General features: G+C 71.2%; 22 protein-coding genes. 8 read left to right on the top strand and 14 right to left on the bottom strand.

From position 1 onward, the window contains the following. Positions 1-134 precede the first annotated feature (134 nt). The 3 genes from J2S22_RS24940 (at position 135) to J2S22_RS24930 (ending at position 3217) form a co-directional block, all read left to right on the top strand. Positions 135-878, top strand: a complete 744-nt coding sequence (locus tag J2S22_RS24940; protein WP_272778277.1) for a maleate cis-trans isomerase family protein — start codon at positions 135-137, stop codon at positions 876-878. A 46-nt stretch (positions 879-924) separates the two neighbouring features. After that, positions 925-2115 (top strand): FAD-dependent oxidoreductase, encoded by a 1191-nt coding sequence (locus tag J2S22_RS24935; RefSeq protein ID WP_272778278.1) that lies wholly within the window; start codon positions 925-927, stop codon positions 2113-2115. A 115-nt stretch (positions 2116-2230) separates the two neighbouring features. Further along, positions 2231-3217 (top strand): Bug family tripartite tricarboxylate transporter substrate binding protein, encoded by a 987-nt coding sequence (locus tag J2S22_RS24930; protein WP_272778279.1) that lies wholly within the window; start codon positions 2231-2233, stop codon positions 3215-3217. A gap of 16 nt (positions 3218-3233) precedes the next feature. Here the strand turns inward: J2S22_RS24930 and J2S22_RS24925 are convergent, their stop codons facing one another. Continuing rightward, positions 3234-4115 carry an NAD(P)-dependent oxidoreductase gene (locus tag J2S22_RS24925; RefSeq protein ID WP_272778280.1) on the bottom strand — a complete coding sequence of 294 codons (882 nt, stop codon included), beginning with the start codon at positions 4113-4115 and terminating at the stop codon, positions 3234-3236. Between the two features lie 248 nt (positions 4116-4363). On the opposite strand from J2S22_RS24925, the gene J2S22_RS24920 reads away from it, so the two are divergent. Continuing rightward, positions 4364-5683 carry a DUF763 domain-containing protein gene (locus tag J2S22_RS24920; protein WP_272778281.1) on the top strand — a complete coding sequence of 440 codons (1320 nt, stop codon included), beginning with the start codon at positions 4364-4366 and terminating at the stop codon, positions 5681-5683. Here J2S22_RS24920 and J2S22_RS24915 read toward each other — a convergent pair. Then, complete coding sequence (locus J2S22_RS24915; RefSeq protein WP_272778282.1) at positions 5601-6542, bottom strand: LysR family transcriptional regulator; 942 nt, start codon at positions 6540-6542, stop codon at positions 5601-5603. The two genes, J2S22_RS24920 and J2S22_RS24915, sit on opposite strands and share 83 nt — an antisense overlap. Before the next feature lie 298 nt (positions 6543-6840). On the opposite strand from J2S22_RS24915, the gene J2S22_RS24910 reads away from it, so the two are divergent. The 4 genes from J2S22_RS24910 to J2S22_RS24895 all read left to right on the top strand — a co-directional run bounded on the left by J2S22_RS24910 (position 6841) and on the right by J2S22_RS24895 (position 9018). Further along, positions 6841-7314 (top strand): DoxX family protein, encoded by a 474-nt coding sequence (locus J2S22_RS24910; RefSeq protein WP_272778283.1) that lies wholly within the window; start codon positions 6841-6843, stop codon positions 7312-7314. A 40-nt stretch (positions 7315-7354) separates the two neighbouring features. Then, positions 7355-7885: a VOC family protein gene (locus tag J2S22_RS24905; protein WP_272778284.1), complete on the top strand. Its 531-nt coding sequence runs from the start codon at positions 7355-7357 to the stop codon at positions 7883-7885. 43 nt (positions 7886-7928) lie between these two features. Beyond that, positions 7929-8480: an NADPH-dependent FMN reductase gene (locus J2S22_RS24900; protein WP_272778285.1), complete on the top strand. Its 552-nt coding sequence runs from the start codon at positions 7929-7931 to the stop codon at positions 8478-8480. A gap of 118 nt (positions 8481-8598) precedes the next feature. Further along, positions 8599-9018, top strand: a complete 420-nt coding sequence (locus J2S22_RS24895) for a VOC family protein (protein ID WP_272778286.1) — start codon at positions 8599-8601, stop codon at positions 9016-9018. A gap of 202 nt (positions 9019-9220) precedes the next feature. On the opposite strand, the gene J2S22_RS24890 is transcribed toward J2S22_RS24895, so the two are convergent. The 12 genes from J2S22_RS24890 to J2S22_RS24835 form a co-directional block, all read right to left on the bottom strand. Beyond that, positions 9221-10723, bottom strand: coding sequence for an aldehyde dehydrogenase family protein (locus J2S22_RS24890; RefSeq protein ID WP_272778287.1), 1503 nt, complete (start codon positions 10721-10723; stop codon positions 9221-9223). A 194-nt stretch (positions 10724-10917) separates the two neighbouring features. Continuing rightward, complete coding sequence (locus J2S22_RS24885) at positions 10918-12585, bottom strand: GMC family oxidoreductase (protein WP_272778288.1); 1668 nt, start codon at positions 12583-12585, stop codon at positions 10918-10920. A 16-nt stretch (positions 12586-12601) separates the two neighbouring features. Further along, positions 12602-13642, bottom strand: coding sequence for a TRAP transporter substrate-binding protein (locus J2S22_RS24880; RefSeq protein ID WP_272778289.1), 1041 nt, complete (start codon positions 13640-13642; stop codon positions 12602-12604). Positions 13643-13656: 14 nt separating this feature from the next. Continuing rightward, positions 13657-14925, bottom strand: coding sequence for a TRAP transporter large permease (locus tag J2S22_RS24875; RefSeq protein ID WP_272778290.1), 1269 nt, complete (start codon positions 14923-14925; stop codon positions 13657-13659). Next, a complete protein-coding gene (locus J2S22_RS24870) occupies positions 14922-15473 on the bottom strand; it encodes a TRAP transporter small permease (protein WP_272778291.1) in 552 nt (183 codons plus the stop codon). Before J2S22_RS24870 ends, J2S22_RS24875 begins: the two co-directional genes overlap by 4 nt. Positions 15474-15505: 32 nt before the next feature. Continuing rightward, positions 15506-16135 (bottom strand): glutathione S-transferase family protein, encoded by a 630-nt coding sequence (locus tag J2S22_RS24865; protein WP_272778292.1) that lies wholly within the window; start codon positions 16133-16135, stop codon positions 15506-15508. Positions 16136-16151: 16 nt separating this feature from the next. Continuing rightward, positions 16152-17210 carry an ABC transporter substrate-binding protein gene (locus J2S22_RS24860; protein ID WP_272778293.1) on the bottom strand — a complete coding sequence of 353 codons (1059 nt, stop codon included), beginning with the start codon at positions 17208-17210 and terminating at the stop codon, positions 16152-16154. 33 nt (positions 17211-17243) lie between these two features. Continuing rightward, on the bottom strand, positions 17244-18083 hold the full coding sequence (locus tag J2S22_RS24855) for an ABC transporter permease (RefSeq protein ID WP_272778294.1): 840 nt from the start codon (positions 18081-18083) through the stop codon (positions 17244-17246). Beyond that, positions 18080-18928, bottom strand: a complete 849-nt coding sequence (locus tag J2S22_RS24850) for an ABC transporter ATP-binding protein (protein ID WP_272778295.1) — start codon at positions 18926-18928, stop codon at positions 18080-18082. Before J2S22_RS24850 ends, J2S22_RS24855 begins: the two co-directional genes overlap by 4 nt. 70 nt (positions 18929-18998) lie before the next feature. After that, positions 18999-19397 (bottom strand): RidA family protein, encoded by a 399-nt coding sequence (locus J2S22_RS24845; RefSeq protein ID WP_272778296.1) that lies wholly within the window; start codon positions 19395-19397, stop codon positions 18999-19001. Positions 19398-19425: 28 nt separating this feature from the next. Next, positions 19426-20553, bottom strand: coding sequence for an LVIVD repeat-containing protein (locus tag J2S22_RS24840; RefSeq protein WP_272778297.1), 1128 nt, complete (start codon positions 20551-20553; stop codon positions 19426-19428). Positions 20554-20630: 77 nt separating this feature from the next. Further along, the gene (locus J2S22_RS24835) at positions 20631-21779 is read right to left on the bottom strand and encodes a cupin domain-containing protein (RefSeq protein WP_272778298.1); all 1149 of its coding nucleotides are present in this window, start codon (positions 21777-21779) and stop codon (positions 20631-20633) included. Positions 21780-21798: the final 19 nt, after the last annotated feature.

The following is a 21798-nucleotide window of genomic DNA, read 5'->3' as shown; positions in this document are numbered from 1 at the left end:
CGCACAAAGTTTCGGCACTCTCGCAGGCAGCCTTCGCAAAGCGCGAAATCAGCGTCACCGAGATTGTCATTCCCGCCCGTCCCGGCACGTTCGTAGCATGTGATCACGACGGCCCACCAACGGAGGCACGGCGCGTGGACGCCCTCGGCTATCGCAAGAAGATCGGCATCGTCGTCCCGTCCACCAACACGGTGGTCGGTCCGGAATGCGAGGCGCTGCGGCCCCGCGGAGTCACCAATCACGTCGCCCGGCTGACGCTGGAGAACAAGCCGATCGAGGCGAGCGAGGCCGGATTCCTCGCCCACATGCAGCGCATGCGCGACGGCATCTTTCCGGCCATCGACCAGGTGATGACCTGCGCGCCCGACCACGTGATCATGAGCGTCGCCATCGAGGCCTTCACGGGCGGCGTCGCGGCCGCGGCCGCGCTGCAGGACGAGCTGGCGAAGCGCGCCGGCGTAGGCGTCTCGATGGGCTCGACGGCCGCCACCGCGGCCCTGAACGCGTTCGGGGCGAAGCGCATCGCCGTGCTCACCCCGCATCAGCCGAAGGGCGACGAGATCGTCGCCGGCTACCTGAAGGAGGCGGGCTTCGAGGTCGTGCGCCTCGTCGGCCTGCGCTGCGCCTCGCCCTTCGCCATCGCCGAGGTGCAGCCGCCGGCGCTGCGCAAGCTGCTGCGCGAGATCGACGGCGACGACATCGACGCCATCCTGCAGGTCGGCACGAACCTTGCGAATGCCGCCGTGGCGGCCGAGGCGGAACGCTGGCTCGCCAAGCCGGTGCTGGCCATGAACGTCGTCACCTACTGGGACGCGCTGCGCCGCTGCGGCATCGACGACCGCCTGTTCGGCTTCGGCCGGGTGCTGGAAGAGCTCTGACGATGACGCGACCTCGTCCAATCTGTCCGCCGCCGGGGAGCCGATGATGCAGGAGCGCGTCGTCGTCGTCGGAGCGGGGCCGACCGGGCTGACGGCGGCACTGTTCCTGGCGCGCGCCGGCGTGCCGGTGACGGTGCTGGAGGCGCGCAGCGAGATCTACGAGGATCCGCGCGCCGCCACCTTCCATCCGCCGACCCTGGAGATGTATGCCGAGACGGGCGTCACGGCCGAGCTGCTCGCCCGCGGCATCCTGTGCCCGCAGTGGCAGTTCCGCGGCCGCGAGGAGGGACTGGTCGCCGAGTTCGACCTCGGCCTGCTGGCCGACGAGACTCCCTACCCGTACCGGCTGCAGTGCGAGCAGCACAAGCTGGTGGCGATTCTGTCCGACCGTCTCGCCGCCTACCGCAACGTCGAGATCCGCTACGGCGCGCCGGTCGAGACCGTGGTGCAGGACGCCGCCGGCGCCGACGTGATCCTGGAGGACGGCGGCGCGGTGCGCGGCACCTTCGTGATCGGCGCCGACGGCGGCCGCAGCGTGGTGCGCAAGTCGCAGGACATCGACTTCGCGGGCTTCACCTATCAGGAGCGCTTTCTGGTCGTCACCACGACCTGGGACTTCGCGCGGCAGGGCTTCGCCTATTCCTGCTACGTGTCGGACCCGCGCGAGTGGTGCGCGATGTTCAAGGTGCCGGCCGGCGGGCCGCCCGGCCTGTGGCGGGTCGTCTTTCCGACGCCGCCGCAGGCGGAGGCCGAGGAGCTGCTCGACCACGCCGGCGCCGAGGCGCGGGTGCGCGGCTTCCTGAAGACCGACGCGCCGATCGGGATCGTCCACACCAACCTCTACACCGTGCACCAGCGCGTCGCGGCGACCTACCGGCGCGGCCGCGTGCTGCTCGCCGGCGACGCCGCGCATGTCAACAACCCGCTCGGCGGCATGGGCATGAACTTCGGCATCCACGACGCCGTCAGCCTCGCCGAGACCCTCGCCCGGGTGCTCGACGGCGCGCCCGGCGCGCTGCTCGACCGCTACGACCGCCAGCGGCGGCACGTGGCCAACGCTTTCCTGCAGGCGATGACCATCCAGAACAAGCGGGTGCTGGAGGAGAAGGATCCGGCGGTGCGCGAGGAGCGCCTGCGCGAGCTGCGCGACACCGCGGCGGATCCGGCCAGGGCCCGCAGCTTTCTCATGCGAACGGCGATGATCGAAGGGCTGCGGGCCGCAGCCGCCGTCGACTGAACGCCGTCGCGCCACAGGGACGAACCCCCTCGGGAGGAGCTTTCACCACGACGATCGCAGATGACGGGTCCGGGTCCCGCCGCGCGCGAGAGCACAAGTCGGAGCGGAGCGAGACATGACGACACGACGTGCGCTGCTGAAGTCGCTGGCGGCCGGCGCCCTGGCGGCCGGAGCCGGGGCGGCGGGCCTGCCCCGCGGGGCCCGCGCGGCCGGCTGGCCGGACCGGCCGGTCCGCATCCTGGTGCCGTTCGCGGCGGGCGGCAACACCGACGGGATCGCCCGCCTGCTGGCCGCCCATCTGAGCGAGAAGCTCGGCCAGCAGTTCATCGTCGAGAACCGCACCGGCGCCGGCGGCACCATCGCGGCCGAATCGACGGCGCGCTCGACCCCGGACGGCTACACCCTGATGGTCGCGGCCGTCGCCCAGATGGCGGTGTTCCCGGCGATCAAGAAGACCAACTACGATCCGCTGGCCGACTTCGCCCCGATCAGCAACGTCGCCAGCAATCCGTTCTGCCTGGTGGTCAATCCGGGCTTCCCGGCGAAGACCCTGCCCGAGCTGGTCGCCCACGTGAAGGCCAATCCCGGCAAGCTCGTCTACGCCTCGGGCGGCAACGGCAGCATCAGCCACCTCACCATGGCGATGTTCGTCAGGCGGGCCGGCCTCGAGATGATGCACACGCCCTACCGGGGCGGCGCGCCGGCCGTCGCCGACGTGATCGCCGGCCACGTGCCGATGTATTTCGGCAACCTCTCGGAGGCGCTCCCGCACGCCGGCAGGGCGCTGCGGCCGCTCGCCGTGTCGGGGGCGACGCGCGCCGCCAAGCTGCCGAACGTGCCGACCGTCGCCGAGCAGGGCTATCCGGGCTTCAAGACCGACACCTGGAACGGCCTCCTCGCCCCGGCCGGCACCCCGAAGGAGATCGTCGACCTGCTCGCCCGCGAGGTGCGCCTTGCCCTGAAGGAGACGAAGACGCTGGAGCAGCTCGACGGCTTCGGCGTCGACCCGATCGGCTCCACCCCCGAGGAGTTCAAGGCGACCATCGCGGCCGACCTCGTCCTGTGGCGCGAGGCCGTGAAGGACGCCAACGTGTCGCTGTAGCGGACGCGGGCCGGCGTCACTCCGGCTCGAGCAGGTCGGCGAGCCGGGGATAGAGGGTGGTGAAGTCGTCCCCGGCCCAGCCGAGCGCCATGGCGCGCCGCAGCAGGTCGGCGGTCAGGTGCGTGTAGGGCGCGGGCTCGCCGCGCCGGTCGGCGAAATCGGCCGCCATGGCGAGATCCTTGGCGAGGTTGGAGACGGTCGAGCGGCCGTCGAACCGGCCCGTGAGGACATGGCTCGGGAACCGGACCTCGCTGACGAAGCTGCGGGCGTTGCCGGCGTTGAACACGTCGATGACGCCGGCGAGCTCGAGCCCGGACGTCTCGGCGAGCCGGCAGGCCTCGCTCAGCACCAGGAAATTGGTGTGCACCACCATGTTGTGGAGGAGCTTCAGCGTGTGGCCGGCGCCCGACGGCCCGACCAGCGCGATCTTTCCGGCGAACGCCGCCAGCACCGGGCGGACGCGCTCCAGCACGGCCGCGTCGCCGCCGCACATCAGGGTCAGCGTGCCCGCGTCGGCGCCGGCGGCGCCGCCCGTCATGCCGCAGTCGAGATAGGCGCGGCCGGCCGCCGCCGCCTCCGTGGCGAGCGCCCGTGACGCGGCCGGATCCGAGGTGGTGAGATCGACCAGCACCTGGCCGGGGCGGTCGACCGAGAGAATGCCGTCGGGACCGCGCAGGCTCGCGGCGATCTCCGTCACGGTCGGCACCACGAAGACGATCACGTCGCAGGCCGCCGCCATCGCGCGGCCGGCGGCGAACAGGAGGTCGCGGCAGACCGGAAGGTCGCGCGCGCCCGGCGCCGGATCGAAGGCGGCCGTCAGGAGGCCGGCGCGGGCCAGATTGGCCGCGACGCCCCGGCCCATCTGGCCGAGGCCGACGACACCGACGCTCAGGGTCATGCGAATGTCCGGTGCGGAGAAGGACGCGAGGCGGGGCACCATTCAAGCGCGGCCGCACCCGGCACGCAAGGCGACCCGTACAAATCGGGATGATCGCCCGGACCGATGACGAGCAGTGCCGGCGGAGACCGGTCCTGGCCCAGGAGTTGACGGACACGTACGCCGGCGTGGATCGAGTTGACCCGCGGCCGGGCCCGTGACACAGGGCGGACACGGCCGTCCGCAGCGACGCGCCGACGGAGAGCCCCATGACGGCCCGGCGGGCGGGCAGCGCCGATCTTCCGCTCCACGGCGGCCACGTGCCGCCCTGGCTGGCGAGCCGCATGGCGCGGCTCGGCGCCGTGATCACGCAGGCGATCGTCCACCATTACGGCCGCGACGAGTTTTTGAAGCGCCTCGCGCATCCGTTCTGGTTCCAGTCGTTCGGCGCCGTGATGGGGATGGACTGGCACTCCTCCGGCATCACCACGAGCGTGGTCGGCGCGCTCAAGCGCGGCCTCGGCCCGCTGAGCCGCGAGCTCGGCCTGCACGTGTGCGGCGGCCGCGGCCGGCATTCGCGCAAGACCCCGGGCGAGTTGATCGCCATCGGCGAGCGCACCGGCATCGACGGCGAAGCCCTCGCCACCGCCAGCCGGCTGGTCGCCAAGGTCGACAGCGCCGCCGTGCAGGACGGCTTCGACCTCTATCTGCACGCCTTCGTGGTCACCGACGACGGCCGCTGGGCCGTGGTGCAGCAGGGCATGAACGACGCGCGCCGCCAGGCGCGGCGCTATCACTGGCTCTCCGAGGGGCTCACGGACTTCGTCGACGCGCCCCATGCGGCGATCGATGGGCGGCCGCAGGGCGCCATCGTCAACCTCGCCGACCGCCGCGCCGCCGCCTCGCGCCGCGCCCAGCTCGATCTGCTGTCCGGGCTCGGACCGGACGGCATCGCCCGCGCGCTCGCCCGCATCGACCCGCAGCCGGAGCCGGCACCGCAGCCCGAGGCGCAGCCGGTGCTGCCGCACCTGATCATGCCGGCCCGCCACGACGTGCGGGCCGAGGACGTGGTCGCCCGCCGCCTGCACGGGGCCCTGGCCGCCGCCGCCGAGCGCGGGCCGCAGGACTTTCCCGACCTGCTGCTGACGCCGGGCGTCGGCGCCCGCACGGTGCGGGCGCTCGCCATGGTGGCCGAGGTGGTGCACGGCGCCCCCTGCCGGTTCAGCGACCCGGCCCGCTTCTCGCTCGCCCACGGCGGCAAGGACCGGCATCCCTATCCGGTGCCGATCCGGGTCTACGACGAGACCCTCCGGGTGCTGAAGTCGGCCGTCACCCAGGCGAGGCTCGGCCGTGACGAGGCGCTCGCCGCCCTGCAGCGCCTCGACGCCCAGGCCCGCGCGCTGGAGCGCGACGCCACGGGCCCCGGCGTCGACGCGCTGATCGCCGAGGAGCGCCGCCGCTCGCCCGAGTGGGGCGGGCGCAGCGTGTTCGGCTGGGAGGCCGATCTCACCGGCCGGGGGCAGCCGGCGCGCCCGGATCGTGCTCCCACGGCGGCACCGGGGAAAAGTGCTCGACCAGAAAGTCGATGAAGGCCCGCACCTTGGCGGGCGGGCGGCGGTCGGCCGGATAGGCCGCGTGGACGCCGGCGAGCGGCGTCGGCTCCTCGGCGAGGGCGAGCGGCACCAGAAGGCCGGCCCGGATCTCCCGGGCCACCAGGAAGACCGGCATGTAGACGATGCCTTCGCCGCCCACGGCCGCCGCGACCAGGGCGTCGCCGTTGTTCGCCTTGAGCGTCCCCGAGACCTCGACCGCGTGCCGCCCGTCGCGGCCGAACAGCCAGCGTCCCGGCGCGACCGACTGGCTCAGCGTGTAGCCGAGACAGTTGTGGGCGGCGAGGTCGGCCGCGGTCCGCGGCGTGCCGCGGCGGTCCAGGTAGGAGGGGGCGGCGCAGACGACGATCCGGGCCGAGGCGAGCCGGCGCGCCACCATGGTGGAGCTCTGCATGCGGCCGATGCGCACCACCATGTCCCAGCCCTCCTCGATGAGATCGACGACGCGGTCGTTGAGGCCGAGATCGACGACGAGGTCGGGGTGGCGGCGTGAAAACTCCGGCAGCAGCGGCGCGATCTCGCGGATGCCGAACGAGAACGGCGCGTTGAGGCGCAGCGTGCCGCGCACCTCGACGGTCTCGATCGAGGCGGCGGCGTCGGCCTCCTCCAGCTCGGCGAGGATGCGCTCGACCGATTCGAGATAGCGCCGGCCCGCCTCGGTGAGGGTGAGGCGCCGCGTGGTCCGGTGCAGCAGCCTGGTGCCGAGCCGGGATTCGAGCGCGGCCAGGTGCTTGGTCGCCATGGTCTGCGACATGCCGAGGGCCCGCCCGGCCGCCGACAGGCTGCCCAGCGCCGCCACCCGGGCGAACACCTGCATGCCGGTGACGCGATCGAGCATTTTTCGCCTCCGTGTGCCGCATCCCCGTCATTCCGGGCCGGCGTACTCGGGTCGGCACTCGCGCCGCCCGAGCACAGGCTCCGCGCCGGACCCGGACTCCAGCCCCGATCTCCGTGTCCGCCGCTGGAGTCCGGGTTCGCGCGCACGCGCGCGCCCCGGAATGACTTGCGAGACGGCCGCGCGCCATTTACCTCACACCATCAGTGCGAAATCATATCCATTCCAGGGGAATAATCAAACCGCCGCCGGGATGGCACATTGCCTCCAGCGAAACCGCTCACCCCCACGGAGGCATCCGATGTCCACCCCCCGCACCGAAACGCCGTCGATCGACGCCCGCACCGCCCCCTATGCGGCCCTGCTGCTGCGCGTCGGCCTCGGCGCCATGCTGCTCGCCCACGGGCTGCTGCTGAAGGTCGTCACCTTCGGGGTCGCCGGCACGGCCGGCTATTTTCAGAGCCTCGGCTACCCGGCGGTCTTCGCCTACCTGGTGATCCTCGGCGAGATCGGCGGCGGTCTCGCCCTGATCCTCGGCGTCTGGACCCGCTGGATCGCGCTCCTGATGCTGCCGATCCTGATCGGCGCCACGCTGCAGCACCTCGGCAACGGCTGGGTGTTCTCGGCGAAGGGCGGCGGCTGGGAGTTCCCGGTGTTCTGGATCGTGGCCCTGGTCGTCCAGGCCCTGCTCGGCGACGGCGCCTATGCGTTGCGCCCCGCGTTCCTCACCGGCCGCTCCGCCCGCCTCGGCGCCGCCGTGACCGAAACGCGCTGACCGCGTTACCCCCAAGCCGCACCAGCCCCGGGAGGCCGCCATGGCCGACGTTTCCACCCTGACCAGGATCGAGCCGGCGCTCACGCCGGCGCCGATCGACCCGGGCGTCCGGATCGGTCACGTCCACCTGAAGGTGGCCGATCTCGACCGGGCGCTGGCCTTCTGGTGCGGCGTGCTCGGCTTCGAGCTGATCCAGCGCTACGGCCACCAGGCGGCCTTCGTCTCGGCCGGCGGCTATCACCACCACATCGGCCTCAACACCTGGGAGAGCCGGGGCGGTCCGCCGCCGGCGCGTGGTACCACCGGGCTCTACCACGTGGCCATCCTCTACCCGAGCCGGGCGGCGCTCGCCGACGCGCTGCGCCGCCTCGTCCGGGCCGGGGTGGCGCTCGACGGCGCCAGCGACCACGGGGTCAGCGAGGCGCTCTATCTCCGCGACCCGGACGGCAACGGCGTCGAGCTCTACCGCGACCGCGCCGAAGCCGACTGGCCGCGCACCCCGGACGGCCGCCTCGCCATGGTCACCGGGCCGCTCGACCTCGACGACCTGCTGGGCGAGCCCGCGCCGTGAGCCGGCCGTCCGTCGAACCGAACACAAGCGAAGGAGCATGTCCGTGAGCCAGACCAAGATCGCCGTCGTCGTCGGCAGCCTGCGACGCGATTCGTTCAACAAGACGCTCGCCGCCGCGCTGGCCAAGCTGGCGCCAGCCGACGTCGTCCTCACCCCGGTCGAGATCGGCGACCTGCCGCTCTACGACCAGGACGACGACGGCAACCAGGCCGACAGCGTGAAGCGCCTGAAGGCCGAGATCACCGCCGCCCAGGGCGTGATCTTCGTCACCCCCGAGTACAATCGCTCGGTGCCGGGCGTGCTGAAGAACGCCATCGACCACGCCTCGCGCCCCTACGGCCAGAGCGCCTGGGCCGGCAAGCCGGCCGGCGTCATCGGCGTCTCGGTCGGCGCCATCGGCACGGCCGTGGCCCAGCAGCACCTGCGCACCATCCTGGCCTATCTCGACATGCCGACGCTCGGCCAGCCGGAGGCCTTCATCCAGATGAAGGACGGCCTGTTCGACGCCGACGGCTCGATCGGCGCGGCGAGCCGCGACTTCGTCAAGGGCTGGCTCGACCGCTACCTCGCCTTCGTGAAGACGCACGCCGGCTGAGGCGGCACGCCGCGCGCTCTGGAAAAAAGGACGGGCCGGTGTCGGATCGACGCCGGCCCGTTCGTCTTTCCGGGAGGCGCCGCTGTCCACGGGGGCACGGCCAGCCCGGAGGACGACCATGAAGGTGCAGCCCTATCTGTTCCTCGACGGCCGCTGCGAGGAGGCGATCGCGCATTACCGCACGGTGCTCGGCGCCGAGCCGACGGTCCTGATGCGGTTCGAGGACGGCCCGGACGAGCCGCCACCCGGGACACTGCCGCCCAACTCCGCCGAGAAGGTCATGCATGCGGAGCTGCGCATCGGCGACAGCGTGGTGATGCTGTCGGACGGCAACTGCGCCGGCAGGGCCGCCTTCGAGGGCGTCTCGCTGTCGCTGACCGCCGCCGACGACGCGCAGGCCGAGCGGCTGTTCGCCGCGCTCGCCGACGGCGGCACCGTGCAGATGCCGATCGGCAAGACCTTCTTCGCCTCGCGCTTCGGCATGGTCGCCGACCGCTTCGGCGTGAGCTGGATGATCGTCACGCCGCCGGCGGGGTGAGGCCTCCGCAGCGGCGCGGCCACTCTGATCATACCGCATTCGGCTGATCAGTTCGGTGGTCGTTCCGGGGCGGCGCACTCGGGTCGGCGCTTCGCGCCGCCCGAGCACAGGCTCCGCGCCGAACCCGGAATCCAGCCGAGAGCTCCGAGATTGTCGCTGGAGTCCGGGTTCGCGGCTTCGCCGCGCCCCGGAATGGCCGGCTTCAGCCCTTGGTCTTCGCCGCCAGGTTGATGTTGATGTTCTTCTCCTGGGTGAAGGACAGGAGCTCCTCCAGGCATTCCTCGCGGCCGATGCCGGACTGCTTGTAGCCGCCGAACGGCGCGCCGAGGAAATGCCTGCTGGTGTCGTTGACCCAGATGTAGCCGGCCTCGATCGCCGCCGCGGCGCGGTGCGCGGTGCCGAGATCGTTGGTCCAGATCGAGGCGGTGAGCCCGTATTCCACCGCATTGACCTGGTCCAGCATGGCGGCCTCGTCGGTCCATCGGATCACGCCCACGACCGGCCCGAAGATCTCCTCCTTGAAGATGCGCATCGCCGGCGTCACGTCGGCGAACACGGTCGGCTCGATGTACAGGCCGTTCGCCAGCGCCGGATCGTCCGGCCGGCCGCCGCCGGCGAGGAGGCGCGCGCCTTCGGCCTTGGCGGAGGCGATGTAGTCGAGCACGCGGTCGTACTGAACCTTCGAGACGATGGCGCCCATGGTGGTGGCCGGATCGGTCGGCACCCCGGGCTTCCAGTGGCGGATGCGCACCGCCACGCGCTCCAGCACGGCATCGTAGATGCTCTCGTGCACGAAGGCCCGGCTGGTGGAGCCACAGGACTGGCCGCACCAGGTGAAGTTCATGCCGCCGACCAGGCCGGCCGCCACCGCGTCCGGATCGGCGTCGGCGTAGGCGATCAGCGCGTTCTTGCCGCCGAGCTCGAGCAGCACGCCCTTCAGCGTGTCGGCGGCGGCCCGCATCACGGCGCGGCCCGTGGCGGCGCTGCCGATCAGCGCGATCTTGGCGACGTCCGGGTGGCTCGCGAGCCGCGCGCCGGCGTCGCGTCCGCCCGGCACGAGGTTGAAGACGCCGGGCGGCAGCAGGCCGTCGATCAGCTCGGCCAGCCGCAGCGAGGAGAGCGGCGCCTGCTCGGGCGGCTTCATCACCACGGTGTTGCCGGCGGCGAGCGGCGCCGCCGCCTTGCCGGCGACGAACATGAAGGGATGGTTGAACGGCACGATGCGGCCGACGACGCCGAGCGGCTCGCGCACCGAGAAGTTCACCCGGTCCGGGCCCATCGGGATCGAGTGGCCCTTCATCTCGGTGACGAGCCCGGCGAAGAAGTCGAGCTGCGCGGCCGCGATCGTCGCGTCGGCGATCATCTCCGAGACGGGGTTGCCGCAATCGGCGGCGTCGAGCATCGCCAGCTCGCCGGCATTGTCGCGCAACACCCGCGCGACCTCGCGCAGCATCTTCCCGCGCTCGAGCGGCGGGACGCGGCGCCAGTCCTTGAACGCCTGCTTCGCCGCCGCGACCGCCGCGTCGATGTCCTCGGCCCCGCAGTCCGCGACGGCACCGAGCGACTCGCCCGTGCCGGGGCTGATCTGATCGAGATGCCGGCCGGTCCTCGGCGCATGCCAGGCGCCGCCGTAATAGGCGCCACGCGAAGCGGGCAGCTTCAGCGCGATCGCCGCGAGGGATTTGGGTGCGACGGGTGTGTTCATGGCAATGCCCGAGGTTCTCGTTGCGTCACGCTGTTCCGGAGGAACCGGCCGGAGCGCATGCACCGCACCCGCCCCACCCTCCGCTCAGGCCCGCGCAGGCGGGCATCCAGGTTGTCCGCGCCGTATCGCCCTGGGTCCCCGCCTTCGCGGGGACGAGCGGAACACCGAGCCGGCGTCTCGGCCCCTCTCATTCTCTAGGACGCGACCGGGACGGGCTCGGCGCGCGCCGCCGTGATGGCGGCAGGCGCGACGGCGACGCGGCCGCGGATCAGGTCGGCGGCCCGCTCGGCGATCATGATCACCGGAGCGTTGATGTTGCCGCCGACGAGGTCGGGGAACACGGAGGCGTCGATCACCCGCAGCGACTCGACGCCGATCACCCTGAGCTCCGGATCGACCACCGACGTCTCGTCGTCGGCCGCGCCCATGCGGCAGGAGCCGCACGGATGATGCGCCGTCACGGCGGTGCCGCGCACCACGCGCTCGATGTCGGCGTCGGCGGTGGCGCTCGCGAGCGGGCCGATCTCGCCGGCCGAGAACGCGGCGAGCGGGGCCTGCCGGCCGATGTCGCGGAACAGCGCCACGGCGCGCCGCATGGTCGCCCAGTCCTTGTCGGTGGCGAGCAGGCGCTGGCGGATCAGCGGAGGCGCCGCCGGATCGGCCGAGCGCAGCGCGATCTCGCCGCGGCTCTCCGGCCGCAGCAGCACGATGCGGCACGAGAACGAGTCGGCGAAGCCCGCCTGTCCCGGCCAGTAGGGCGCGGCACCGAGCGGCCCGGCGATGAACAGCATCTGGGTGTCCGGCACGGCGAGCGCCGGATCGGTCCTGGCGAAGGCGGTGAGGCCGCCCGGCAGATCCGCCGCGAAGCCGGTGCCGAGCACCATCGCCCGGCCGATCGCCACGGCGAGGCGGTCGATCCGCATGTGGCGATGCACCGGGCCGGACCCGTGACGGCCGTACATGACCAGCGCGGCGACGTGGTCCTGCAGGTTCCGGCCGACCGCGCGACGGGCCGCCGCCACCGGGATCCCGTGGCGGGCGAGCGCCTCCGGATCGCCGATGCCGGACAGCATCAGGAGCTGCGGCGAGTTGATGGCGCCGCCGCACAGGATCACCTCGCGCGCCGCCCGCACCGTCTCCACGGCGCCGCCCGACGACAGCACGACGCCGGTCGCGCGGCCGTTCTCGATCACCACCCGGTGCGCCAGCGTGTTCACCCGCAGGGCGAGGTTCGGCCGCGACAGCACCGGGCGCAGATAGGCCGAGGCGGTGCTGGCGCGGCGGCCGTTGCGCACGGTCTTCTGCATGCGCGCGACGCCGAACTGCTCGGCGGCGTTGTAGTCGGGATTGTAGGGCAGGCCGGCCCGGCCCGCCGCCTCGACATAGGCGTCGATCAGCGGATCGGCGTAGCGCGAGCGCCGCGTCGTCACCGGCCCGCTGCCGCCCCGGTAGGTGCTCGCCCCCTCCTCCCAGCTCTCCTGCCTGCGGAAATACGGGAGCACGTCGCCGTAGGACCAGCCGGCGGCGCCGCCGGCCGCCCAGCGGTCGTAGTCGCTGCGGTGGCCGCGCACATAGGCCATGGCGTTGACCGAGGACGAGCCGCCGAGCACCTTGCCGCGCATGCATTCCATCGCGCGGTTGCCGGTCGCCGGATCCGGCTCGGTCTCGTAGCCCCAGTCGTGCAGCCGCCGCTGCAGGATGCGGCCCCAGCCGAGCGGCAGATGGATCAGCGGGTCGCGGTCGCGGCCGCCGGCCTCGACGAGCAGCACGCGCACGCCGGCATCCTCGGTGAGCCGGGCGGCGAGCGTGCAGCCCGCCGACCCGGCCCCGACGATCACGTAATCGAACTCCCGGTCGGCCATCGACGCGGTCCGCGGCTCACTTCGGCGCCTTGGCGTCGACCACCGCCTTGAGCTTGGCGAACTCCGCCTTGGCGGCCGGGTTCTGCTCGACGATCTTCGTCCCCAGCGCGACGAAGCCCTGCATCATCCTGAGCTGCTCCTGCTCGGGCAGCTTCAGGATCTCGCCCTTGTTCTCCAGCCACACGGCGTTCGCCTTCTTGACGTTGTCGACGCCCCAGCCGAACGCCTGCTGCTCGGCCTCGCGGCCGGCCGCCCGGATCGCCTCCTGCACGTCCTTGGGCTGCGCCTGGAACCACGCCTCGTTGACCAGATTGACCGAGACGAGGTGCGCGAAGTTGAGGTCGGTGACGTATTTGGCGACGTCGTAATACTTGAAGGCGGTGAGGATCGGCATGCCGGCCAGCACGCCGTCGATGCCGCCGGACTGGAGCTGCGGGATCACCTCGGACAGCGCCAGCGGCACCGGGATGGTACCGATCGACTTCATCGGCTCGATCTGCAGGGGCGACGCGAAGGTGCGCACCTTCATGCCCTTCATCGCCTCGAGGCTCGCGGCCGGCTTCTTGAACAGCACCAGGGTCGGGCTGTTGTAGATGGCGCCGATCACCCGCAGGCCACGGTTCACGAACATGGTCTCGAGGTGGTCGCGATAGGCCGGATCGTGGATCACGGCGTGGACGTGCTCGGGCGAGACGAACAGGCCCGGCACGTCGAAGATCTGGAAGCGCGGATCGAGCGTGGTGACGAAGGACGTCGGCGTGATGAACGACTCGATGGTGCCGAGCGACACGCCCTCCGCCATGCGCGGGATGGCGCCGAGCTGGCTGGCCGGATAGATCTCGGCCTTGACCTTGTCGCCGATGCGCTTCTGCAGCGCCGCGACGAACAGCTTCTGCCACTCGTGCTGCACGTCGTTGATGGTCGCGTTGGCGAGCTTCATCACGGTCTGCGCCGCGGCGGGGCGGACCGCCGCCGGCTGGACGGCGACGGCGGCGAGCAGCGCCGCGGCGAGGGCGAGCAGCGGGCGGCGGGGCAGCGACGGGCGGAGCGACGGCATGGGGGTCTCCGGGGCTAGATGGCGCGAGCGAGAAGGAGCGTGAGGGCCGGCCAGTAGGTGATGATCATCAGGGCCGCGAGCTGCACCAGGGCGAACGGCACGACGCCCCGATAGAGGGTCTCCAGCGGCACGCCGAGCACCGAGCGGGCGACGAACAGGTTCAGCCCGAACGGCGGGGTGAACATGCCGATCGCCACGTTGACGGTCATGACGATTCCGAAATGCACCGTGTCGATGCCGAGCGACTTGACCAGCGGCACCAGCAGCGGCGTCAGCACGACGATCGCCGAGGTCGGGTCGAGGAAGCAGCCGACGACCAGCAGCAGCAGGTTGACCATCATCAGGAACGCCCACGGCGGCAGGTCCAGCGCGGCGAGGCCGGCGGTGAGCGCCCGCGGTGCGCCGTTGACGGTGAGCAGCCAGGCGAACACGGCGGCGGCGGCGACGACGATCAGGATCTGCGCCGTGAGGATCGCCGAGCGGGTGGCGCAGTCGAGCACGTCGGCCCACGACATCTCGCGGTAGACGAAGCGGCCGACCAGGATGCCGTAGACGCAGGCGAAGCCGCCCGCCTCGGTCGGCGAGGACCAGCCGAAATAGATGCCGGCCAGGATGAAGATCGGCATCAGGAGCGCCGGCAGCGCGTCCACCGTGGTGCGCAGGAAGCGGTCGAGCCGGAAGCCGACCCGCGTGCTGCCCGGCATCCGGGCGCCGTGGGCGATCACGTAGGCGCACATCATCCCGGCGATCAGCAGACCCGGCAGCACGCCGCCGGCGAACAGCCGCGGAATCGATTCCTCGGCCGCCGCGCCGTAGAGGATCATCGCGATGCTGGGCGGGATGACGATGTCGATCGAGCCCGAGGTGCTGACCAGGCCGGAGGCGAAGCGCGGCCCGTAGTCGCGGGCGAGGCCGGGATAGAGCGAGCGGCCGATCACCGCGACCGTGGCGGTCGAGGCGCCCGAGATGGCGCCGATCAGCGTGCAGGCCCCGATGGTGGCGACGCCGATGCCGCCCGGCATCCGGCCGACCAGCGCCAGCACCCAGGCGATCAGCCGTTCGGCGATGCCGGCGCGCCCCATCAGCTCGCCGGCGAAGACGAAGAACGGCACCGCCAGCAGCGCGTAGTTCTCCATGCCGCCGTACACGATCTGGTGCAGCGCGACGGGCGGCACGGTCAGCACGCTGGTGAACGACAGCATCGCCCCGATCAGGAACAGGGCGAAGATCGGCGTGCCGATCGCCAGCAGGAAGACCGGGAGGACTCCGAGCGTCCAGATCATGCGCCGAACCCCTGGCGGCGCGCGAGCTCGACCGCGTCGGCCACCACCAGGGCGACCGCGATCAGGGCGGAGCCGCCGAACCCGACCAGCAGCGCGGCGTGCGGGATCGTCATCGGCAGGCCGAGCGCCATGCTGGTCTGGCCCATCGCGGCGACCCGGCCGACGAAGGCGAAGGATTGCACCGCGGCGTAGCCGGCACCGAGCGCGATGGCGGCGTGGTGAACGATGGCGAACACCAGCCGCATGCGCACCGAGGCGCGCAGCGGCAGGAAGTCGAGGGCGATGTGCGAGCGGTCGGCGGTGACGAACAGCGTGCCGATCATCACCATCCACACCATGGCGAAGACCAGGACCTCGTCGGCGCCGATGAAGACGGCGCCGAACACGTAGCGGCCGAGCGCGTTGCAGACGTTGAGGACGACCATGCCGAGCAGCACGAGCCCGAGCAGGCCGCGTCCCGCCCGCGCCACCGCGCGGGCGAGCCAGGCGGCGGGCGGCAGGGTGGTCGGCGTCTCGCGTCCGGTCAGCATCACGCTCTCGTCCACCATGCGGCGCGCTCCTTCTTCGTCGGTCCGGGCCGTCAGGCCGCGCTCACCAGCGTGCTCGGCCTGGCGCCGGTCGCCACCGCGAAGGCCGGCCGCGCGTCGATGGCCGCCTGCCAGCGGGCGAGCGCCGGCAGCTCCGGCCGCTCGATCGGGAAGCCGAGGCAGCGCTTCATGATCGGGCCGAGGGCGATGTCGGCGAGCGTGAAGCGGCCCAGCGCGACGAAGTCGCGGCCGGCGAGATGGCCATCGAGGATCTTCATCGCGGCGACGAGGTCCGCCGCCTGGGTGGCGAAGTCGGCGCTGCGCTCCTCGACCGGCTTCTTGGCGTCCTTGAACACCGCCACATAGGCCGTGTTCACGGTGGCGAGCAGCCAGTCCATCCAGCGCTCCACCTCGGTCTTCTCGGCCGGCGTCGCCCCGGTCAGGCCGGGCGCGTGCAGGGCGGCGAGATAACGCAGGATGGTGTTCGACTCCCAGATCGCCGTGTCGCCGTCGACCAGCGTCGGCACCTTGCTGTTGGGGTTCAGCTTGCGATAGGCGTCCGTGGTGGTGTTGCCGAACTGGCGGCCGTAGTCCTCGCGCACGTAGGAGAGCCCGATCTCCTCCAGGAGGAAGATGACCTTCTGCACGTTCCCCGACGTGCTGCGTCCGAGCAGTCTCAGCATTCCTTGTCCCTCCAGTTCAGCGTCGCAGCGGGTTCGCCGCCTTGACGAATTGCCCGGCGAAAGCCGCCGAGACGTCGATGGGCTGCTTCATCGCGCCCTGGGTGAGCAGGGTCTTCGCGGTCTCCTCCCAGGTCTCCGTCCGCATGGCGCCGATGCCGTTCGCCCGGGTGTCGTCGCTGAAGAAGGACGACGCCAGATCGGCCTCGATCTGCTTGAGCAGGACGTCGCGCTTGGGCGCGTATTCGGGATTGGCCTCGACGACGATGTCGACCGCCTCGGCCGGATTCTCGATCACCGAGCGAAACGCCTCGAGATAGGCGGTGACGAAGCGCTGCACGAGATCGGGCTTCTCGGCGATCATCTTCTCGGAGGTGAGCAGGCCCGAGCCGTAGGCCTTGTAGCCCCAGTCGGAGCCGAGCAGGATCGACAGCGAGCCCGGCCCGCCGGCCTTGGCCTCCAGCTCCGGCACCTCGGCGTCGACGTAGCCCGGCACGGCGTCGACGCGGCCGAGCAGCAGGTAGTTCTCGTAGGGCGGCGACACGGTGGCGCGCTTCACGTCCTCCTCGCTCATGCCGTTGGCGGCGAAGAAGGCGCGGGTGAAGATGTAGGTCGAGCCGCTCGGCTGGACCGCGAAGTTCAGGCCTTTCAGATCCTGCGGCCGGGTCAGCTTGTGCTTCGCGGCGATGGAGATCATCGCCATCGGGCTCTTCTGGTTGACGGCGGCGAGCGCCACCACGGGCACGTTCTGCGAGCGCGCGATGGCGAGCGTCGGCAGGTCGCCGAAGCCGAACTCGGCGTTGCCGTTGCCGATCATCCGCATGGTGTTGGCCGAGCCGGTGCCGCGGCGGATCGCCGTCACCTCGATGCCGTGCTTGGCGAACAGGCCCTTTTTCCGGCCGACGAAGAACATCGCGTGATTGCCGCGGACCACGTAGTCGAGCTGGACGCTCACCTGGTCGGCGGCCGCGGCCGGCGCGAGGCCGCCGCCGGCCACGAGCCCGGCGAGTCCCAGTCCGGCGACGGCGAGCGCGGTGCCGGCGCCTGTGACAAACCTCCTGCGCGACGGGATCGTCATCGTTTCACTCCTTCCGGGTCCGGGGGCCGGCGGTCAGCCGCGGTGCAGCGGATCGAACTTCGACGACCACGGCACCAGCAGCCGCTCGGCGAATTCGAGCGCGTAGTAGAAGGCGAGCCCGAGCACCGAGACGGCGACCAGGGCGGCGAAGACGAGGGCCGTGTCGAGCTGGGTGGAGGAGAGCTGGATGACGTAGCCGAGCCCGGCCGAGGCGCCGGCGAACTCGCCGACGATGGCGCCGATGACGCTGAGCGTCACCGCGACCTTGAGGCCGGCCATCAGGTGCGGCAGCGAGTACGGGATCTGGACGCGGCGGAGGATCTCGCCGCGGCCGGCGCCGACCGAGCGCATCAGCGCGATGAAGCCCGGCTCGACCGACTGCAGGCCGTGCATCATGTCGATCGCCACGGGAAAGAAGGCGATGACGACGATCAGCACCACCTTGGGGGCGAGGTCGTAGCCGAACCACAGGATGAAGATCGGCGCCAGCGCGACCTTCGGTACGGTCTGGAACAGCACGACGAGCGGATAGAGGGCGCGGCCGAAGCGCTCGAACCGCACGATCGCGAGCGCGACCGCGACGCCGACGACGGCGGACAGCACGAAGCCCGTGGCGATCTCGACCGAGGTGACGCGGGCGGCCTGGAGCAGCATCCGGTGGTTCTCGACCAGCGACACTGCGATGGCGGAGGGCGCCGGCAGCACGAAGGACGAGACGTTCATGAGCCGGATCGCCAGCTCCCAGGCGGCCAGCACGGCGAGCAGCAGGGCGAGCGGCGGCAGGACATCGGCGCCCACCGTCCTGAGGCGCCGCGCGAGGGCGCCGCGGGCCGCCGCGCGCGGCCGGAAGGTCGCCTGGTCGAGAACGCTCATCGGTGCTCCCCCGCGTGGCCCTGGATCAGCAGGCGGCGCAGATGCGCCTCCGCCTCGCCGAAGGCGGGAAGGTTGAAGGTCTCCTCGTCGCGATGCGGCGGCAGGTCGATCGGCAGCGTCTCGATGATGCGGGCCGGGCCGGTCGCCATCACGTGCACGTCGCGCGACAGGAACACCGCCTCGTCGATCGAATGAGTGACCAGCACGATGGTCTTGCCGGTGCGCTCCCAGATCTCCAGGAGACCGCGGCTCATCTCCTCGCGCGTGATGGCGTCGAGCGCGCCGAACGGCTCGTCCATCAGCAGCACCTCGGGATCGAGCGCCAGCGCCCGCGCGATGGCGACGCGCTGGCGCATGCCACCGGAGAGCTGCGACGGCAGCTTGCGGGCGGCGCCCTCCAGCTTGACCAGGCGCAGCATCTCGTTCGCCTTGTCGAGGGCGACGTCCTTCGGGGTCGCGCGGCCGCCGACGGTCAGCAGGAAGGCGGCGTTCTCCAGCGCCGTCTTCCACGGCAGCAGCGTCGCCTCCTGGAAGACGAGGCCGATCATGTGGCGCTTCGCCGCCTCGCCGGGCGGCAGGCCGCCGACCGTCATGGTGCCCTCGCTCGGTGCCAGCAGACCGGCCATCACCTTGAGGAGCGTGCTCTTGCCGCAGCCGGACGGGCCGATCAGCGACACGAAGCTGCCGCGCGCGACGTCGATGTCGATGCCGCTGAGCACCCGCTGGACGACCCCGTCGTGGGCGAAGTCGACGCTGATTCCGCGTCCGGCGATGTGGGCCGGCGCCGCGGCGGACGGCGGCGGCTCGGGCTCGGCGACGGACGGCGCGGGGGCGATGGACAGCACGGCTTCGCTCGGCGGTTCGGGGCTTCGGATCGCGCGCCCGACGGGACGCGCGCGGCGTCGCGGCCGCGCCTCAGCGGCGCGGCTTGTAGGCGATGGCGTCCATCTCGATCTTGGTGTTGATGACGGCGCGCGCCTCGACGGTCGTGCGGGCCAGCACGGCGTCCTTGAAGTGCTCGCCGAACACCTTGTTGTAACGGCCGAAGTCGCGAGTGTCCTCGAGATAGGTGGTGACCCGCACGACGTCGGCGAGCGTCGCGCCTTCCGCGGCGAGGATGCGGCGGATCGCCTCGATGGTGCCGGCCGTTTCCTCCTCGATGGTGCCGGACAGCATGTTGCCGTCGGCGTCCTTCGCCACCTGTCCGGAGACGAAGATGAAGTCGCCGGCCCGCACGGCGGGATGGAACGGCAGGTTCGGGTTCTTCTTGCCGATCGCGTAGACGTCGGGCTTCTTGTCGAGCGTCTCGGACATGGTGCTCACCTCGGGACAGCAGCGCGGTTCAGAAAGCGGTCGTCTCGATGATGTCGACGCCGTTCACGCGGTCGACCAGGTAGATCAGCCCGCGGGAGTCGACCGTCACGTCGTTGGAGGACGGCCGGTCGGCGCCCGGCGCCGGCGCGGGCAGGTAGTGCCCGACCTCGCGCGGCCGGAACGGATCGGCGAAGTCGACGATCCGGAGCCCCTGCGCGAACCAGGCGAACGGCACGATCGAGCCGACGAAGCGCTCGGACGGCTGATGGCAGCCGGTCATCGGAGGCTGCGGCCGGCCGTCGATGTCGAGCCCCGGCACCTGGAAGGTGGCGATCGGGGTCGGCAGCCGCTCGTTGGTGATGTCGTAGACCCAGGCGAAGCTCGGGGCCGCCGGCCACAGCTTGGCGACGTCCTCGTCCGCCACCACCATGATGTCGCGGCCGTGCAGCTTCTGGGGGAACCGCAGGCAGGTGTGGGTCGGGTGCGGGAAGCTCGGGCTGGTGTTGGCGTGCGACACCAGCGTCGGCTTCGACATGTCGGAGATGTCGAGAATGAAGAAGCCGTGGTGCCAGTAGCTGACATAGAGCCGGTCGCCGAAGCGCAGCGGGTGATGGCAGCGCGGCGGCACCCAGTCGGCCCACGGATACGTCTCGCCGCCGGTCGTCCACTGGCCCGGGATCCACCAGCGGCCGACCTCGGTCGGCTTCGCCGGATCGATCAGATCCAGGATCATCACGATATTGCCGACATAGCCCTGGACGGTCGGCGAGATGTAGGCGTAGCGGCCGTCGAAGTCGAAGCGGTGGACGCCGCCGCCCATGGTGTCCCAGGTGCCGATCAGCTTCGGCGTCTCCGGGCGGGACACGTCGTAGATGCGCAGGCCGCCGCCGACCTGGTCGGGCGCCGACTTGCCGAACTTCTCCATGTTGACGACCATCACGTCGCCGGCGACCCGCACCTTGTGCGAATGCCAGCCGTCCGGGACGTCGATGGTGGCGAGGTGGCGCGGCTTCGCCGGGTCGGAGACGTCGACGATGGTGGTGCCGCTGGTCGGGCGCTGGTGGCCCACGAACATCGTGGTGCCTTCGACCCAGACCTGCCCGCCACCGGGGCAGTCGATATGCGAGACCAGCGTGGTGTTGGCGTGCGACAGCAAGGGAGCCTCGTTCGTCGGTTCGGCACGGGGGTGCGGCGCCGCGCAGCGCGCGGCGTCGCGCCGAGGTCCTGACGAGATCAGACGAGGCGGACGATGCCGTCGTCCTTGGTCTTGCCCCACTTGCGATAGAGGTCGAGCTTCTTCTGGGTCGGCTCGTCGCTGGCGACGAACAGGAACACCGGGTCCTTGTCGGAGCCGTTGACGTGCTCGCACCAGGTGCCGCCCGGCACCGCCAGCGTGTCGTGCGCGTTCCAGTCGAAGCGCTGGCCGTCGACGATCGAGTGGCCCTTGCCCTCGAACGGCGCGACGAGCAGGTTGGCGGTCTGGCGCAGCGGCAGCGTGCGCTCGCCGGGCCGCAGCATCTGCACGAAGAACGTGATGGTCTTGAACACCGGCTGACCGCTTGTCGGGTCGATGTACTCGACCATCAGGGCCTCGTGGGCGTCGCCGTCCCAGTCCTTGTGACGCTCGAGCAGCTCGCGCATCATGTCCCAGCGATAGACGAACATCGGCGAGGAGAAGCCGGCGCCGCGCTTCTCCTTGCTGGCGAAGCGGGGCATCAGGCCGCCGTAGCCGTAGATGCGCTGCGAGTAGTCGGACGGGAAGCGCTCCGACTGCTGCTTCTTGTGCACCATCACGCCGTTCTCTTCTTCCATGTAGTTGTGGTCGAAGTGGACGGCGTTGAGGGTCTCGACCAGCGGGAAGTCGAGGACCGAGAGATTGAGGGCCTGCTCGCCCCCGACGGTGCCGTGATTGTGCCAGGTGTCGTTGGGGGTGAGCACGAGGTCGCCGGGGCCGAACACGATGTTCTCGCCGTCGACGCCGGTGAAGTTGCCCTTGCCCTTGAGGCCGAACCGCACCGCGCTCGGCGAGTGCTTGTGGGGCGGCATGATCTCGTCGGCGTCGTTGAGCCGGTACGCCGTGTACATGGTGGAGACGGTGGCGCGCTTCGGCGCCAGCCCCGGATTCACCAGCACCAGCGAGCGGCGCTCGGAGTCGTCCATCGTGACCAATTCGACGGCGCGATTGAGGATTGGTTCGATGTCCTCCGCACAGCGCCACAGGAATGGCACCGCCCGCGAGGTCGCCATCAGCTGCTTGATCTCGTCGTTCTGGACGTCCGCGGAGGTCGCCCAGAAGGGGAACATGTTCTTGGCGCCGATCTCGTCGTAGAGCGCCTTCAGCGCGGTGTCGCGGTTGGGGAGACGATGCACGTTCGTCGACATGGAGGACTCCATCGGGGAT

Source organism: Rhodoplanes tepidamans, from assembly GCF_030813915.1.
Lineage (GTDB): Bacteria > Pseudomonadota > Alphaproteobacteria > Rhizobiales > Xanthobacteraceae > Rhodoplanes > Rhodoplanes tepidamans.
The sequence above is the reverse complement of the archived record's forward strand: the minus strand, read 5'-3'. Positions and strand labels throughout refer to the sequence as shown.

Excerpts from the sequence above, each read along its gene's own strand:
- J2S22_RS24880 (WP_272778289.1), bottom strand. The coding sequence starts at position 13,642 with ATGCCGTCGCTCCGCCCGTCGCTGCCCCGCCGCCCGCTGCTCGCCCTC.
- J2S22_RS24920 (WP_272778281.1), top strand. The coding sequence starts at position 4,364 with ATGACGGCCCGGCGGGCGGGCAGCGCCGATCTTCCGCTCCACGGCGGC.
- J2S22_RS24865 (WP_272778292.1), bottom strand. The coding sequence starts at position 16,135 with ATGCTGAGACTGCTCGGACGCAGCACGTCGGGGAACGTGCAGAAGGTC.
- J2S22_RS24905 (WP_272778284.1), top strand. The coding sequence starts at position 7,355 with ATGGCCGACGTTTCCACCCTGACCAGGATCGAGCCGGCGCTCACGCCG.
- J2S22_RS24910 (WP_272778283.1), top strand. The coding sequence starts at position 6,841 with ATGTCCACCCCCCGCACCGAAACGCCGTCGATCGACGCCCGCACCGCC.
- J2S22_RS24860 (WP_272778293.1), bottom strand. The coding sequence starts at position 17,210 with ATGACGATCCCGTCGCGCAGGAGGTTTGTCACAGGCGCCGGCACCGCG.
- J2S22_RS24935 (WP_272778278.1), top strand. The coding sequence starts at position 925 with ATGCAGGAGCGCGTCGTCGTCGTCGGAGCGGGGCCGACCGGGCTGACG.
- J2S22_RS24890 (WP_272778287.1), bottom strand. The coding sequence starts at position 10,723 with ATGAACACACCCGTCGCACCCAAATCCCTCGCGGCGATCGCGCTGAAG.
- J2S22_RS24925 (WP_272778280.1), bottom strand. The coding sequence starts at position 4,115 with ATGACCCTGAGCGTCGGTGTCGTCGGCCTCGGCCAGATGGGCCGGGGC.
- J2S22_RS24845 (WP_272778296.1), bottom strand. The coding sequence starts at position 19,397 with ATGTCCGAGACGCTCGACAAGAAGCCCGACGTCTACGCGATCGGCAAG.
- J2S22_RS24870 (WP_272778291.1), bottom strand. The coding sequence starts at position 15,473 with ATGGTGGACGAGAGCGTGATGCTGACCGGACGCGAGACGCCGACCACC.
- J2S22_RS24895 (WP_272778286.1), top strand. The coding sequence starts at position 8,599 with ATGAAGGTGCAGCCCTATCTGTTCCTCGACGGCCGCTGCGAGGAGGCG.
- J2S22_RS24885 (WP_272778288.1), bottom strand. The coding sequence starts at position 12,585 with ATGGCCGACCGGGAGTTCGATTACGTGATCGTCGGGGCCGGGTCGGCG.
- J2S22_RS24875 (WP_272778290.1), bottom strand. The coding sequence starts at position 14,925 with ATGATCTGGACGCTCGGAGTCCTCCCGGTCTTCCTGCTGGCGATCGGC.
- J2S22_RS24855 (WP_272778294.1), bottom strand. The coding sequence starts at position 18,083 with ATGAGCGTTCTCGACCAGGCGACCTTCCGGCCGCGCGCGGCGGCCCGC.
- J2S22_RS24915 (WP_272778282.1), bottom strand. The coding sequence starts at position 6,542 with ATGCTCGATCGCGTCACCGGCATGCAGGTGTTCGCCCGGGTGGCGGCG.
- J2S22_RS24835 (WP_272778298.1), bottom strand. The coding sequence starts at position 21,779 with ATGTCGACGAACGTGCATCGTCTCCCCAACCGCGACACCGCGCTGAAG.
- J2S22_RS24930 (WP_272778279.1), top strand. The coding sequence starts at position 2,231 with ATGACGACACGACGTGCGCTGCTGAAGTCGCTGGCGGCCGGCGCCCTG.